Source organism: Blautia sp. HCN-1074 (assembly GCF_037890165.1).
Lineage (GTDB): Bacteria > Bacillota > Clostridia > Lachnospirales > Lachnospiraceae > Blautia_A.
Map to the genome: position 1 here is coordinate 279,057 of NZ_JBBKBP010000001.1, position 15,849 is coordinate 294,905.

9 protein-coding genes are annotated in these 15,849 nt (G+C 43.4%); 1 reads left to right on the forward strand and 8 read right to left on the reverse strand.

Annotated elements, in window-relative coordinates:
- Positions 1 to 3,339, reverse strand: a complete 3,339-nt coding sequence (gene addB / locus WKT11_RS01360) for a helicase-exonuclease AddAB subunit AddB (RefSeq protein WP_340281900.1) — start codon at positions 3,337 to 3,339, stop codon at positions 1 to 3.
- A 104-nt stretch (positions 3,340 to 3,443) separates the two neighbouring features.
- Here addB and WKT11_RS01365 point away from each other — a divergent pair, with 104 nt between their 5' ends.
- Positions 3,444 to 3,881, forward strand: a complete 438-nt coding sequence (locus WKT11_RS01365) for an FMN-binding protein (RefSeq protein ID WP_117676319.1) — start codon at positions 3,444 to 3,446, stop codon at positions 3,879 to 3,881.
- A 46-nt stretch (positions 3,882 to 3,927) separates the two neighbouring features.
- On the opposite strand, the gene WKT11_RS01370 is transcribed toward WKT11_RS01365, so the two are convergent.
- The 7 genes from WKT11_RS01370 to WKT11_RS01400 all read right to left on the reverse strand — a co-directional run bounded on the left by WKT11_RS01370 (position 3,928) and on the right by WKT11_RS01400 (position 15,800).
- Positions 3,928 to 5,862, reverse strand: coding sequence for an NAD(+) synthase (locus tag WKT11_RS01370; RefSeq protein WP_340281904.1), 1,935 nt, complete (start codon positions 5,860 to 5,862; stop codon positions 3,928 to 3,930).
- Between the two features lie 58 nt (positions 5,863 to 5,920).
- Positions 5,921 to 6,799, reverse strand: coding sequence for an Hsp33 family molecular chaperone HslO (hslO, locus tag WKT11_RS01375; protein WP_117676321.1), 879 nt, complete (start codon positions 6,797 to 6,799; stop codon positions 5,921 to 5,923).
- A 72-nt stretch (positions 6,800 to 6,871) separates the two neighbouring features.
- On the reverse strand, positions 6,872 to 7,693 hold the full coding sequence (locus tag WKT11_RS01380; RefSeq protein WP_118609755.1) for a class I SAM-dependent DNA methyltransferase: 822 nt from the start codon (positions 7,691 to 7,693) through the stop codon (positions 6,872 to 6,874).
- Positions 7,694 to 7,856: 163 nt separating this feature from the next.
- A complete protein-coding gene (locus WKT11_RS01385; RefSeq protein ID WP_118613822.1) occupies positions 7,857 to 9,005 on the reverse strand; it encodes a hypothetical protein in 1,149 nt (382 codons plus the stop codon).
- Positions 9,006 to 9,441: 436 nt separating this feature from the next.
- Positions 9,442 to 11,499: a HelD family protein gene (locus tag WKT11_RS01390; protein ID WP_340282224.1), complete on the reverse strand. Its 2,058-nt coding sequence runs from the start codon at positions 11,497 to 11,499 to the stop codon at positions 9,442 to 9,444.
- Between the two features lie 303 nt (positions 11,500 to 11,802).
- Positions 11,803 to 13,641 (reverse strand): ABC transporter ATP-binding protein, encoded by a 1,839-nt coding sequence (locus tag WKT11_RS01395; RefSeq protein ID WP_119251429.1) that lies wholly within the window; start codon positions 13,639 to 13,641, stop codon positions 11,803 to 11,805.
- Complete coding sequence (locus WKT11_RS01400) at positions 13,638 to 15,800, reverse strand: ABC transporter ATP-binding protein (RefSeq protein WP_340281914.1); 2,163 nt, start codon at positions 15,798 to 15,800, stop codon at positions 13,638 to 13,640. The genes WKT11_RS01395 and WKT11_RS01400 overlap by 4 nt, the downstream gene beginning before the upstream one ends.
- Between the last annotated feature and the right edge of the window lie 49 nt (positions 15,801 to 15,849).

Genomic DNA, 15,849 nt, shown 5'->3' on the forward strand with positions numbered 1-15,849 from the left:
TTATTCTGCCTCCCTGTCAAATGCTTTCCATAATTCCTCATCAGAGAAGTTTTTCAGTCTGCGGAATTCATATCCTGACAGCCTGCGGTCAAATCCACATACCGTCATATACGGACAATAAGTACACGCATTCTTTTTTCCGAGCTCATAGGGAGAAACCTCCGCATCTCCCTCCAGAATAGAACTTCTTATCTTCTCAATCTTCGTCCTTACATACCGTCCAAGAACTGCAAACTGTGTTCTGTCTGCCACAGAAGAATTTTTGCGAAAGTTTCCATCCTTATTAAATGAGACAGGAATGGAACCAAGACTGCTGTCCATCCTGTACACAAGCTCCGGATCTGCCTGAACCAGCCCATTCATCTTCAGTTCTTTCATAAGACCTGCACTGACTGCTTCCACATCCGCATCTATCTTCTCCTGGATCATAGGATCCTTGATATTGTAATAGAAAACTCCCGCAGGAATAATCTCTTTATCCGGATATTTCTTCTGCTCTACACGCAAGGCACCATCCAGATAGATCATTAACTGTAACTGCAGGCCATGATACAGATAAACCAGGTCAAAGGATGTATTTCCGGTTTTATAATCAATCACCTTCACATACACCTTATTCTGATCTTCCATAATATCTACTCTGTCAATTCTTCCTCCCCCGAAGGTTACCTCAAAGCCTTCCGGCTGAAATTCTCCCTGTTCCAGTTGTTTCTGAAGTGCCCATACCGTCCTTCTGAGGATTCTCCTTGTTCTCTCGATCATATATTCATTTCTGGCACTGCTTTTGAGCACCGTATTTCCATAATCTGCCACAATATTATCCAGACACCGGTCCGCAATCTCATTCCGTTCCTGTTCTATCAGCTCTGTCCATTTCATGCCTCTTTTTCGTACTTCTTCTGCAAAGCTTTCCAGCGCTTCATGCATAACATTTCCCATATCCATAGGTTTAAACTCATATTCCACACGCTCGGTAAGCTTCATTCCATACTGAAGGAAATGTGCAAATGCACAGGCTGCAAAACGTTCCAGTCTGGTAGCACTGTAAGGTGAAACTTCTCCGTATAATGCCTTCGCCACACTCTGGCTGATAATGTCCTTTGGTTTTCCGGCAAAAGCCGACTGTACCAGCTTCTCTACTCTGCTTCTGTATTCCGGATTCCGCAGATACCAGCTGTAAAGCTCTCCAAACACTGCATCCGTCTCATCTGCCTGCTCCAGAATATCCTCATGATTTTTCTCTGTCTCCTGTGCCAGCTTCTCCAGAAACAGATCAATCCCCGCTTCCGGATTTTCCGGATAATAATAAGGATTTTCAATCTCCAGTTTCGGATACAGTCCACGTATACTTCCAACCAGATATGCCGGGCTGATTCCTTCTCCTTTTGCATTGGTATCACTATAGGAAAGGATCAGCTTTTCTCCCGGTTTCGTCATATTCAGATACAGATAGAACCTCTGCATATTCATCAGTTCTTTAGGTCCCGGTGCCAGTTCCACTCCCTGCTCCTGAAAGAAATCTCTGTCAAGCTCTGATAAGATTCCGCCTGTCTGTGTACTCTTTGGAATATTACCCTCATTCACGCCAACAAAGAATAACGCCTTAATCTCCTTTAAACGGGATCGTTCCATATCACCCACCATCACCTGATCTACGCTCGGCGGGATCAATGCAACCTTTGCCTGCGAAAGTCCTGATTCCAGAAGCTGTCGGAACTCCTGTCTGTTTACCGTTTCTTCGCCAAGAATCTCAACCATCTTATCCAGCAGGTCCATCACAATTCCATAAATCTGGTTATATTCTTTTTCCATTGCTTTATCGCCTGACTCTTTAAACTTTCGCTCCTGTCGTTTCAGTTTCTGCCAGACATTGCTTTTTTGGATAAACTCATAGAGAATCCGGCAGTACTCTTCCACTGTCTTCTTCCCGGAACCAAATCCCTGTGCAAGTTCCTTTACTTCTTCTGCAAAAATCTCTCTGATCTCATTCAGTTCCTGTATCTTCTCCGCTTCCATTCCTCTGTATACACGAACCCATTTTTCAGACCATTTCTTATATCCCCGGATTCCCAGCGCCAGCACGTAATTCTCCAGCTTATCAGCCTGTTCTCTGGTAACTTCTGACATCCCGCATCTGAGATAACGGAAAACGCTCTCATAAGGAAAGCCCTGCACTGCCATCTCCATGGCAGCACGCAGATACTCCACAAAAGGATTCATCAGTACCGAATGCTTCTCGTCAATAAAATATGGAATATCCGCTTCCTCAAATACCTGTGCTGCAAGTCTTGCATATTCTTCCAGATTTCCTGTGATCACTGCAATCTCACCATAACGATATCCGCAGGTACGCACAAGTTCTGACACCTTTCGGGCAGCCTCCCGCATTTCTTCCAGGGGGGATGGAGCAGTAAATATCTTTATCTCCTGCTGCTCTTTGGAATATACGCCCTTTCTGTAGCGGAAGATATTTTTCTCCAGAAACTGTAAGGCAGGTGCCTGTGCAAACCGGGACTGTCCGGATGGTTTCAGATACACCGGATCCTCCAGATCTCTGGTCAGCCCTGCAAGTGTCCGTATCATCTGCTTGCTCATAAAGAAAAGCTGATAAGGTTTTCCCGGAGAAAAAGCATCCTCCCGTTCGTCCATAGTCACAGTAACACTTATGCGGTCAGCAATGACCAGAAGTTCCCTGAGCACATTGACCTGAATTGGCGTGAATCCGGTAAATCCATCAAAGAGAAATTCCGCTCCCTTAAGCTTTTCGGAAAAAGGAAGCTGTTTAAGCAGGACATCCATCACCTCTTCCCCTGTCATATAATGCCCCTTCAGAAATTCCCTGAATGACTGATAAAGGATTCCCACATCCTTAAGCTTCATTTCAAGTAATGGCTGATCTTTGGCCTTCTCTTTCATTTCCGCCAGATTCTCTTCTCTGATATCATACTGCATAAATTCTGACACCAGAGACTTCACCTCATCCAGATATCCCGGCTTGTTCATCTGACTTCCCAGATAGGCAAGTTCCTTTCTGTGCTGCTGCACCATTTTCTGCAGCACCATGCTTTTTCCCGTATCTTCCAGAACCTTTCTGTTATCTCCGCCGGTTTCTTCAAATACACGGTACGCAAGACGTTCAAAGCTCAGGATGTCAATATTCAGGATTCCTTTTCCCGGGTGCATTTCCACCAGCGTCTTCTGTGTCTGCATGGTAAACTGCTCCGGTACGATCACATAATAATTTTTCTCCGGATGCTGCAGTGATTCCTGAATAATCCTTTTATATGCAAAATATGATTTTCCGGCTCCGGAGCTTCCGATTATAAACTGCAATGACATTCTTCTCTCCTTACTGTCAGTTACTCAACATTCATTATTTCAGTATATCATAATTTAAGTACTTCTGTAATAGAATATACAAAACCATCCAGGAGGCGTGTACCATGAGTGCAAAAACAAAAATCATAGTCCTACATATGAAGGAAGTTATATACACCGGCATTTTCCTCCTTCTTGCTGTCATCCTGGCTATTGTACTTTTTTTCATGTTTGGACCCGGTCAGAAAAAAAGTACCTCAGCCGATGCCAAAAGCCGGTACAAACCGGGAATTTATACTTCCTCCATCGACCTGAATGAAAATACCTTTGACCTGGAAGTAACCGTTGACTCTGACAGGGTAACTTCCATCCGTCTGGTAAATTTAAGTGAAAGCACTGCAGCCATGTTTCCTCTCATGGAACCGGCTCTGGAATCACTGGCCAGCCAGATCTATACCTCCCAGTCGCTGGAAAATATCCAATATTCCGAAGATCAGAAGTATACTTCCATGATTCTTTTGAATTCAATTGAAACAGCACTGAAAAAAGCGGAGAACAATTGATCGTTCTCCGCTTTGTGATTCTATATCAATCCTCTAAAATAATGCATTATTTACGAGGATTGCTATAAATATCCATATTTTCAAGCTGCTCCAGCCATACTCCTGCACTTGCATCACTTGGCATTCTCAGATCACCTCTCGGTGAAACCGCAACGCTTCCCACCTTCGGGCCATCCGGAAGACAGGAACGTTTAAACTGCTGTGCAAAAAATCTCCAATAGAAGGTTTTCAGCCATTTGAAGATTGTCTCCTTATCATACATTCCTTCAAAAGTCTCACATGCCAGCCTGTAAATTTTCTCCGGTTCAAATCCTGCACGAAGCATATAGTACAGATAGAAATCGTGAAGTTCATAAGGTCCCACCAGATCTTCTGTCTTCTGTGCGATCTTGCCATCCTTAGGCGGCAGAAGCTCCGGACTTACCGGTGTATCCAGAATATCAAGAAGAACCTCTGTCAGCTTCTCATCTTTGCAGGTATCCGCATAATAACGTACAAGATGACGCACCAGAGTTTTCGGCACTGAAGCATTCACGCCGTACATGGACATATGGTCACCATTGTAGGTTGCCCATCCCAGAGCCAGCTCAGACAGATCTCCTGTTCCCACCAGAATCGAGCCATCCTGATTTGCACTGTCCATCAGGATCTGCGTTCTCTCTCTTGCCTGGCTGTTCTCATAAGTCACATCATGCACAGACGGATCATGAGCAATATCCCGGAAATGTACATTTACTGCTTCTTTGATATTGATCTCACTTAAAGTCGCACCCAGACACTGACTTAATTTGCAGGCATTCTGATAAGTTCTGTCTGTGGTTCCAAAGCATGGCATGGTAATACAGTGGATATCCTTTCTGTCCGCACCGGAAAGGTCAAAGGCTCTTGCGATCACAAGCAGTGCCAGTGTGGAATCCAGACCTCCGGAAAGTCCCACTGTTGCCTTATGGCAATGGATATGATCCATACGTTTCTTAAGTCCCATTGCCTGGATATTCAGGATTTCATCACAGCGCATATCCCTTTCTTCTTTTCGTGAAGGTACGAAAGGATACTGCGAATATTTTCTGGTCAGTTTTGTCTCTTCCACATTCAGATGGAAGCACACTTTAATGTGATCACTGTCGTCAGCCGGCTGATAAGTAGTCAGTCTTCTTCTCTCATCGTTCAGCCTCTGCACATCAATCTCACTGTATACAATACCATTGTGGAAACGTTTTCCTTCCGCAAGGATCACTCCATTCTCTGCAATCATATTCTGACCGCCAAAGACCAGATCCTGTGTGGACTCACCTTCTCCTGCATTTGCATATACATATCCGCACACCAGACGTGCAGACTGTCCGGAAACAAGATCTCTGCGGTAGCTGTCCTTTCCGACCATCTCATTGCTGGCTGACAGATTCACAATCAGATTCGCTCCTGCCTGTGCATGGAGAACGCTTGGCGGCAGTGTCACCCATAAATCCTCACAGATCTCTGCTGCTGCCACAAGCTCCGGCTCCTCCTCACAGATAAAAAAAATATCTGTTCCGAAAGGAACTCTCTTTCCCTCAATATCCACATATTCCAGACATCCAAGACCTGATGCAAAATGGCGCTGCTCATAAAACTCTCCATAGTTTGGAAGATAAGTTTTCGGAACCAGCCCGATAATCTCACCTCTGTTTAAAACCGCTGCCACATTATATAATTTTCCATGATTTCTGAAAGGCACACCTATAAAAACAAGGGCATCCACATCAGCAGTTTCCTTTGTGATCTTCAGCAAAGTTTCCCAGGCGCTGTCGAGAAGACGTCTCTGCAGGAAAAGGTCCTGACAGGTATAGCCTGTGATACAAAGCTCCGGAAAAACCATAACCTTCACATGTTCTTTTTCCATCTCATGGATCAGTCTGATAATCTCATTTCCATTGGCATTGCAGTCTGCAACTGTGATATAAGGTGTTGCGGCCGCTGTTTTGATATAACCGTTTTTCATTTTCTACCTCTTCTTCCCTGTGCTCCGGCAGATCTATCTGTCAGTACATTTGCATCTCTTATTTACATTTACGCAGGATTTCTTTCAGTTCTTCCACTGTAAATTCATAATTCTTATTACAGAAATGGCAGTTCATCTCGATGGACTTACCTTCCTGAATCATTTCATTGAGTTCTTTTCTTCCGATGCTGATCAGGGCTTTCTCCACTCTTTCTCTGCTGCAGTTACAGTAAAATTCCGTAGGAACTTTCTCATTGATCTCCATGTCAAAGCCCTCCAGAACTTTCTCAAGCAGACTCTCAGGAGTATGTCCCTCTTCCAGAAGATTTGTGACAGATGTGATTTTCTGTACATTTTCCTCAAGCTTAGCAATTGTGCTTTCTTCTGCAAACGGCATCAGCTGCACGATAAATCCGCCAGCCTGACGTACTGTATTGTCTTTATTCATAAGAACTCCGAGACCAACTGCTGACGGTACCTGTTCACTTGTAGCAAAATAATAGGTAAGGTCTTCTGCGATCTCACTGGTCTGAAGCGCAACCTGTCCAACATAAGGCTCTTTCAATCCCATATCCTTGATCACATTCATAAATCCTATACCGACAGCACCTGCAACATCCAGTTTTCCCTTGCTGTTTGCCGGGATACATACATCAGGATTTCCCACATATCCCTTTACACGACCTTTGGAATCTGCAGTCACAGTAATTCCTTCCAGAGGACCTCCTGCCTTAATCTGAAGTGTGAGGATGTCCTTATCCCCCTTCATCATGGTACCCATCATGGCACCTGCTGTAAGAAGACGTCCCAGTGCTGCTGTGGCTACCGGACTTGTATTGTGATCCTGTCTCGCTGTTTCTACTGTTTCTGTAGTAACTGCCGCAAATGCACGAATCTGATCATTCGCTGCAATTGCTCTGATAATATAATCGTTCATTCGTTTATTACTCCTGTTATTTCTTTCATATTATTTTGTAAACAGACGTTAACGTCCAAAAATAGTTACTGTTCACACACCACTATCCGCGCGATGTGTCTCAGGTTTCTCCGGGATTTTTCCATGATATCCGTTCTGTGCACTTTTTCCATGCTCTCTTGCAACAAAAGTCAGACGTTCACAGTTCTCATCACCCGGATTATGAGTATATGCATCACAGACTGCCACCAGTTCCATTCCTGCCTTCACAATCATAGCTTTGATTGCTTCTATGGAATACGCTTTCTGTACATGTTCCTCCTCACACTTCTCATACAATCCGTCTTCTCTTGGAAGAAAAAGTGCCAGTTCATATACATTCAGGGCATTTTCCCTGTCATAACTGTTCTCCCAGATAAAGCTTCCGTCCTCTCTGTCCTCAGCAATAGTCGTATCGCCGATCACATCCCGGTATTTATGGATCGTATTCATATCAAAAATGAACAGTCCGCCCGGATCCAGATAATTATTTACCAGTGCAAAAAGATACTCCAGATCTTCCTCATCCGTCAGATAATTCATACTGTCACAGACACTGATCACAGCACGAACCGTACCATATAACTCAAAATCCTGCATATCCTGCAAAAGATACAGAATATCATGTCCTGATTTTGCCCGCTTCTCCATAGCCTCTGCAAGCATCTCCTCAGAATTATCGATACCGATCATATCATATCCGGCATCTGCAAGCATCTCTGTCACAGTACCTGTTCCACATCCCAGCTCCAGAACCAGACCATCCCTGATCCCGTCCTGAGCCAGTGTTTCTATAATATAGTCTGCCCATTCACGATAGTTTACATTATCCATGAAAACATCATAAACACCGGCAAATCTTCCATATGATTCCATTCATCAGCCCTCATTATCTACCTGTTTTACTGTTCACAGCAACACATATTTTCTCTGCTATTCTATCACAATATCCGTTCTTATGTAAATAACAGGTTGTTCTCTGTCAGCGCAAAAAAGGACGACTGTTTTTTTACAGCAGCCGTCCTTTTCAACTTTTCTGTTACTGATTCTTAGGCATATAGCGGACATACGCCGGTTCTCCATGATAGTAATAGTCAACGCCGTTCTCATCATAAACGTCCTCACCATTAGCAAAATCATAGGTATTTCCGTCATCATCACACCATGTACCGTCACCGTTCGGATAAATTACAAGCGGATATCCATCGGAGTTTCTGTAAATAGTTCTTGTCTGATCTGTATCATAGTCCGGATCATCTGTTCCCACAGGTGTTCCGTCTGCATAATATCCATTGGAGGAACCATCGTCATAATCATAAGATCCGTCACTGCTGCCATCAGAAGTATAGTCTGATGAACTGTAATCTGATGAACCGTCCGATGAAGTACCATTGTAAGAACCGTCTGTGCCTGCTGAAGAACTTCCATCTGATGAACTGCCGGATGCTGTTGTGTCTGTACCTGCAGCCGCTGTTCCTGTAGTTCCTGAAGTGCCGTCCGCAGTTGTACCTGCTGTAGTTCCTGAAGTTTTTCCTGTTGCTGCTGCTTTCAGTACAGAATCACCGGAAATAGTGAATGAATCAACAGAAGTCTTGATTCCTGCCAGTGCTTTCTCATCCTTTACAGAACCTGCAACACTGTAAAATTCTGTTGTATTATCTGTGAAATATTTATTTACAACATATTTATAGTCACTCTTGTCAGTGAGGTAATGAACTGTATAGCTGTAAACATTTACACCGCTGACTTCCTCTGATTTATAATCCTGGATCTCAAAATCTGTACCTTCTACAAGATTATCTGCCTTTACAAGTGCAGAGGCTGTATCCTGTGAACTTGGAATGATCGCCACAGACATATCCTCCTCACCGGAACCATGCAGGATCAGGAGTTTGCCCTGTTTCGGTGACTCGAAGCTTAACATATCGTCAGAATCTGATTTATTCGCCCATGTCGCATCCGGAAGTTTAATGGATACTGCTTTGTTCTTAGATGTATAGGTAGTATTCTGGGCATTGGCCGGTGCAGGGGTAGGAGTTGCTTTCGCTGCTTTGGTTGGCTCCGGTGTGGGAGTTACCTGTACCACACTTGAATCCTCGTCACTGCCGCCTCCAAAGCTACATGCAGTCATGGAAACAGATAATACAGCTGTTAAGGCCAATAACATTAGTACTCTTTTATTTTTCATAATATCCTCCTTAGAATAGGTATATAGTCTTCAGGTAATATTTGATATCAGGTCAGGAGAGGAAACCTCTCTCTGACATTATTATAACTGTTCCGTACTTTATAAAATATGGTGTCAGGGACAAAAGGTATTTTGCCACTGACATTATATATTTTACAGTTTCATTACATAGATGTCAATGTCGATTTCTCAGCCTTCTGCGATTTACATAGTCTGTTATAACGCCATTTTTCTGCTTCATCATACCATTTATCTTTTTTTCTCTGTAACTGAGAGATTACTTGTTACTGTTCACACACCACTATCCCGCGAGGTGTTTTGGCATGAATATGCCAAAATCCCGAGACATACAAGCCAAAATTCCATTGCCGCAGGCAATCTGGAATGAATTTTGGCTACGTTACTGTGAACGGAGTGAACAGTAACGATTACTTTTTTATTTTTCCACTTCATACATATGCAGTTCATGAAGGGCTCTTGTTGCAGCGATATATCTCGCCTGACGCACAAGCGGTGTCTGGTCTTTCTGCGGAAATACTGCAAATACCTGATCAAATTCCAGACCTTTTGCCAGATAGAATGTCGTAACTGTAAGACCTTTCTTAAAGCTTGTGCTGTTTCTGTCCAGATAAGACAGGCGTTCTTTTACATCAAATCCTTTTTCTCCCAGAATTTCCTTCAGAATAAGCCACATATGTTCTGCTTCTTTCTCTGTACGCAAGACAACCGCTGCTGTTTCATATTCTTCTTCGCCGAGTTTCAGAGTTTCTGCAATCTCTTCCGCAGCATGGCTCATATCTGCAAATATTTTCTCCTCCACCAAAGCACCATGACGTTCAAAGAGTTCCATATCTTCAATACCCGCAAGCTGATTTGCATAAGACGCAATCTCTATGGTGTTACGGTAACTCTTATTCATAATGATCTTGTGGATATCTCTCCCGAAAATCTTCGGCAAGAATTTCAGCACATCCTGCTGTTTGTCATCCATAGTCTGTGCCCGGTCACCCAGGATCGTCATTTTGCAGGAGAAAATCCTCTGCAGGATTTCATACTGAAGCCTTGAGTAATCCTGCATCTCATCTACCACCAGATGCTTGATATTGCTTCTTCCCTGCTGGCTCTGCAAACGATATTTCAGATAAAGAACAGGATAAACATCCTCATATTTCAGCTTTCTTTTCTCATAAGAAACACGCGGAAGTCCTTTGTATCCGTTCTCTTTCAGGAACTGACTGTAGATCACATAAAGATCTCCGGTCACATACAGTTTCATGAATTTCTCACGGATCAGGTCTTTCTCATCATCTGCCAGATCACGCTTCCGCAGAGTTTCCACCTCGTCAATAAAATAATCTGCAACTGCATCCATTCTTGAAAGAAGCGGAAAATCCTGAAATTTAAAATAAAACAGTTCAATAATCTCAGACTCTGTCTTTACAAATCCATTGTATTCCACATCCCTGAAATTCATCAGCCGGTCTTCCAGTTCCACCAGATAGCGTTCCATAAGATTTATAAATTCCATGGACTGTTTCTCCTCTGCCAAAGAAGCCTTCTGTGGAAAACGGATTCTGCGTTCAATTTCATCATAGCGGTCTTCGCAGTCAGAAACTGTATCCCTAAGCTGCTTATAGGCAAAAAGATCAAAACTCATTTCCTTAATATTCTCTTCTCCCAGTTCAGGAAGGATATGGGAGATATAATCGGAAAACACTCCATTTGGCGACAGGATCAGAATATTGGAAGACTTCAGATTCTGTCTGTCATGATAGAGAAGATAGGCAATCCTGTGAAGTGCAACGGAAGTTTTCCCGCTTCCTGCTGCACCCTGGATTACCATGATCCTGTCTTTTGTATTGCGGATAATAGCATTCTGCTCCTTCTGGATAGTACGAATAATGTTCTTAAGCTGTACTTCACCGTTACTTCCCAGTTCCGCTTTCAGAATCTCATCATCGATCTTCACATCGCTCTCAAATTCATAGATCATTTTTCCGTTGCGGATCTTGTACTGCCATTTGGAAGCAACCTCACCATGGATTTCACCCATGGGAGCCTCATAAGAAGCCGGTCCTTTGTCATAGTCATAAAACAGACCGCTTACCGGAGCACGCCAGTCGTATACTAATGGAATATGCCCTGCTTTCTCTGCAAAATTTCCAATTCCAATATAAAAGGTCTCCGGTTCGTCCTCTCCTTCGTAAATGAAATCCACTCTTCCGAAGAATGGAGAATCTGCCATTCTGCGAAATCTCTGTTTCAGAATCAGCTGCTCTTCATTTGCGGAAATCTGGCGGAACAATGCCTGCTGATTATCATAATTCTCATAGCCATACTGGTCCATCTCTGTATAATTTTCCCAGTAATACTCATGCATTCCCTCAATCTCTTTCTGGCCTTCCACCAGAGAGAGGCTGATCTCTGTGATACGTTCTTTTAATTTTTCCAGCACATAGCCCAGATATTCTCTGCCGTTTTTCTTATCTGTCATATTGTTGATATCCTCTGATATTTGCAACTGTTCAGTAACTTCACAGCTACAATACTCCTTATTATTGTTATCATTTTCTTCTGTTTCTATGATAAAATTTATCATTTTTCGTAAGTTAGTTTTTAATTATAACATATTACCCTCTGACAGAAAAGACTAAAATGTTACTGTTCACACACCACTATCCCGCGAGGTGTTTTGGCATGAGAATGCCAAAATCCCTCAGCCGGTATCTGTGAGATCCTATATCCACCAGATATATTCTCTTTCACAAATACCCCTGAGGGATTGTAACTTTATATTTCAGGCAGTTGCCTTATTCTCAAACTGGCTGTTATACAGGTCTGCATAGAAGCCTTTCTTAGCCAGAAGCTCTTCATGATTTCCCTGCTCGATAATGTCACCGTCTTTCATAACCAGGATCAGATCTGCATCCTTGATGGTAGAAAGTCTGTGCGCGATCACAAAGCTTGTTCTGCCCTTCATCAGATTGTCCATGGCTTTCTGGATACGCACTTCGGTTCTGGTATCTACAGATGAGGTTGCCTCATCCAGGATCAGGATCTTATTATTGGCAAGAATTGCCCTGGCAATAGTGAGAAGCTGTTTCTGTCCCTGGGAAATATTGCTGGTTTCTTCATCCAGAACCATATCATAGCCGCCCGGCTGCTGCATGATAAAGTTGTGCACATGGGCTGCCTTTGCTGCTGCGATCACCTCTTCATCTGTAGCATCCAGACGTCCGTAACGGATATTTTCCATAATGGTTCCCGAGAACAGCCAGGTATCCTGAAGTACCATTCCAAACATCTCTCTCAGACTGCTTCTGTTAAAGTCTTTGATGTCATAACCGTCTACCTTAATACTTCCGCCATTGAGATCATAGAATCTCATAAGCAATTTCACCATCGTTGTCTTTCCTGCACCTGTTGGACCTACAATGGCAATCTTCTGGCCATCCTTCACATCTGCAGAGAAGTCATTGATAATGATCTTATCCGGATTGTAGCCGAATTTTACATGTTCAAACTGTACATCTCCGGTAAGTGTATTAATATCTACAGGATTCTTCTCATTCTGGCTCTCTTCCGGCTCCTCCAGGAATTCAAATACACGCTCGGAAGCTGCAGCAGAGGACTGTAACAGGTTAGTGACCTGTGCGATCTGCTGGATTGGCTGTGTAAAGTTACGGATGTACTGGAAGAAGGACTGGATATCACCGACCTCAATACTTTTTTTGATTACAAACACACCGCCCAGAAGAGCTACCATTACGTATCCAAGGTTACCTACAAACTGCATGATCGGCATCATCATTCCTGAGAAGAACTGAGATTTCCATGCAGATTCATAAAGCTTCTGATTGTCTTTTTCAAATTCCTCTACTACATCATTCTCTTTGTTGAAAACTCTGACCACATTATGACCACCGAAGTTTTCTTCGATCTGACCGTTTACTTTACCCAGATAGCTCTGCTGATCCTGGAAATATTTCTGGGAATGCTTCATGACAGTCTGGATGATGAACATGGAAACCGGCAGGATCAGAAGTGCTGCCAGAGTCATCCACACATTAATGGAAAGCATCATAATAAATACACCAATCAGGGTTGTCACTGATGTGATCAGCTGTGTCAGACTCTGGTTCAGACTCATCTGCAAAGTGTCCACATCATTGGTGATACGGGAGAGGATCTCACCGTTTGTTCTGCTCTCATAATAATTCAGAGGCAGTCTGTTGATTTTCTTTGAAATATCTTTTCTCAGATTATAGGTGACATCATTGGAGATTCCTGACATTACAAATCCCTGTACAAAGGAAAAGCATGCACTTAACACATACAATCCAAGTGTCCATAACAGGATCATCCCGATCTTTCCAAAGTCGATTTCACCGGTTCCGTTTACCTTGGCAACCAGGCCGTTAAACAGCTCTGTTGTCGCCTTACCTAAAATCTTAGGCCCTACAATACTAAACACAGTTCCCGCTACTGCAAAGATAAACATCAGTATAAAGCGGAATTTATATCGTCCCATGTAGCGGAAAAGCTTAGCCATGGAGCCTTTGAAGTCTTTCGCCTTTTCGCCGGACATCATACGTCCATGTCCTCCCATAGGACCTCTTCTTCTCTGTTCGCTCATGCCAATTCCTCCTCTGATAACTGAGATCTTGCAATCTGCTGATATACCTCACAATTTGCCATCAGTTCCTTATGAGTTCCAATGCCTGCCATATGTCCGTCGTCCAGTACAATGATCTGATCTGCACCAAGGATGGTACTGATCCTCTGGGCAACGATCACAGTAGTTGCATCTTTGGTATATTCCTTCAATGCCTTTCTTAACTGACTGTCAGTCTTAAAGTCAAGGGCAGAGAAGCTGTCATCAAAGATAAAGATCTCCGGATCCTTTGCAATGGCTCTGGCAATGGACAGACGCTGTTTCTGTCCGCCTGAAACATTGGTACCTCCCTGCGATACAGGGGATTCATATTTTTCCGGTTTGGTATCAATAAATTCTGTAGCCTGTGCAACCTCTGCTGCTTCTTTCACCTGTGCATCAGTGATCTCCGGCTTACCATAACGGATATTGGAATCAATGGTACCTGAGAAAAGTACACCCTTCTGCGGCACATATCCCAGCTTATCACGAAGCTCTTTCTGAGTCATGTCACGGACATCCACACCATCCACTTTAACAGAACCCTTTGTCACATCATAGTATCTTGGGATCAGGTTAATCAGGGTACTCTTACCACTTCCTGTACTTCCAATTACTGCGATCGTCTGTCCTTTCTTTGCCTTAAAGGAAATGTCTGTCAGTACATTCTCGCCTGCTTCCGGGTAAGCAAAGGATACATGGTCAAATTCGATCTCACCTTTCACACTTTCTGACGGATGTACCGGAGTTTCCGGATCCTGAATGGAAACCTCTGTTTTCAGAACCTCATCAATACGAAGCGCTGCCACATTTGCCCTTGGAAGCATAATGGACATTGCAGTGATCATAAGGAATGACATAATAATCTGCATTGCATACTGGATGAATGCCATAACATTACCAACCTGCATGGTTCCGTTGTCTACGGCATGGGCACCACTGTAAATAATGAGTACAGATACTCCGTTCATGATCAGCATCATAAGGGGCATCATAAAAGTCATACATCTGTTGACAAACAGGTTTGTTTTTGTCAGATCCAGGTTTGCCTTCTCGAAGCGCTCTTCCTCATGTTTCTCACGGCTGAATGCACGGATAACAGGAATACCTGTAAGGATCTCACGGGATACCAGATTCAGTCTGTCGATCAGGGTCTGCAGGATAGTGAATTTGGGCATTGCCACCTGGAACAGCACAAAGATCACAACCAGGATCAGTGCAACTGCCACCCCAAGGATCCATGTCATAGAAGAATCTGTATTCAATACCTTGATCACGCCACCAATACCAAGGATTGGTGCGTACAGAACAATACGGAACATCATTGCCATAACCTGCTGTACTTGCTGCACATCATTGGTGCTTCGGGTGATCAGGGATGCTGTGGAGAATTTGTGATATTCTCTGCTGGAGAAACTCATAACCTTGCGGTAAATGCTGTTTCTCAGGTCATGACCAAGTCTGCCTGCCACTCTGGCTGAAATAAATGTAACACTGATGGCTGCCAGCATGATTACCAATGCCATAACAAGCATTCTGATACCTGACATCAGGATGTAACGCATCTGGATGGCATCCACATCTGTTCCCAGTGCTTCATATTCTGAAGCAACAAAAGAAACACCAGCCTGTGTCACAATAGACTCCGGCATATCTTTCAGCTTCTCATCCACCTGACCCATAATCTGCTGTACTGCTTCTTCCGGCATCTGCGCCAGTGCTGTCAGTGGATCTGTTCCCTCTGGAAGACCCATCTGTGCAACCATTGCCTGCCCCTGCTCACTGTCTTCGGAAAAGGCAGATACCATCATCATTGCCTTGGAGAAATCCTCATTTAAATTCTCTCTGGTTTCTTTGGAAATATCATCATTTAATACCCAGGTATCATCTTTCTGTATATAATTCTGTGAAACTTCCTTTTTCTGATCCTCATCCATAAAAATCTGAAGATTCTGCAATGTTGAATCCCGAAGCTTATCCGGCACACTGTCTTCAATACCTTTCTGCTGGATACCTACATTAATGATCTTGGAGGTATAATCCGGCAGGGAAAGATCACAGTACGCCTGCAGAAACAGAAGCGCTATGATCAGGACAATGTATCCCGCTGATTTCTTCAGATATTTCATCAGTTTAATCATTGCTTGATTCCCTCTTTTCCTATTTTTAATGTATGTCTGTGTCAAACTC

Coding starts and splice junctions, on each gene's coding strand:
- addB (WP_340281900.1), bottom strand. CDS start 3,339: ATGTCATTGCAGTTTATAATCGGAAGCTCCGGAGCCGGAAAATCATAT.
- WKT11_RS01365 (WP_117676319.1), top strand. CDS start 3,444: ATGAGTGCAAAAACAAAAATCATAGTCCTACATATGAAGGAAGTTATA.
- WKT11_RS01370 (WP_340281904.1), bottom strand. CDS start 5,862: ATGAAAAACGGTTATATCAAAACAGCGGCCGCAACACCTTATATCACA.
- hslO (WP_117676321.1), bottom strand. CDS start 6,799: ATGAACGATTATATTATCAGAGCAATTGCAGCGAATGATCAGATTCGT.
- WKT11_RS01380 (WP_118609755.1), bottom strand. CDS start 7,693: ATGGAATCATATGGAAGATTTGCCGGTGTTTATGATGTTTTCATGGAT.
- WKT11_RS01385 (WP_118613822.1), bottom strand. CDS start 9,005: ATGAAAAATAAAAGAGTACTAATGTTATTGGCCTTAACAGCTGTATTA.
- WKT11_RS01390 (WP_340282224.1), bottom strand. CDS start 11,499: ATGACAGATAAGAAAAACGGCAGAGAATATCTGGGCTATGTGCTGGAA.
- WKT11_RS01395 (WP_119251429.1), bottom strand. CDS start 13,641: ATGAGCGAACAGAGAAGAAGAGGTCCTATGGGAGGACATGGACGTATG.
- WKT11_RS01400 (WP_340281914.1), bottom strand. CDS start 15,800: ATGATTAAACTGATGAAATATCTGAAGAAATCAGCGGGATACATTGTC.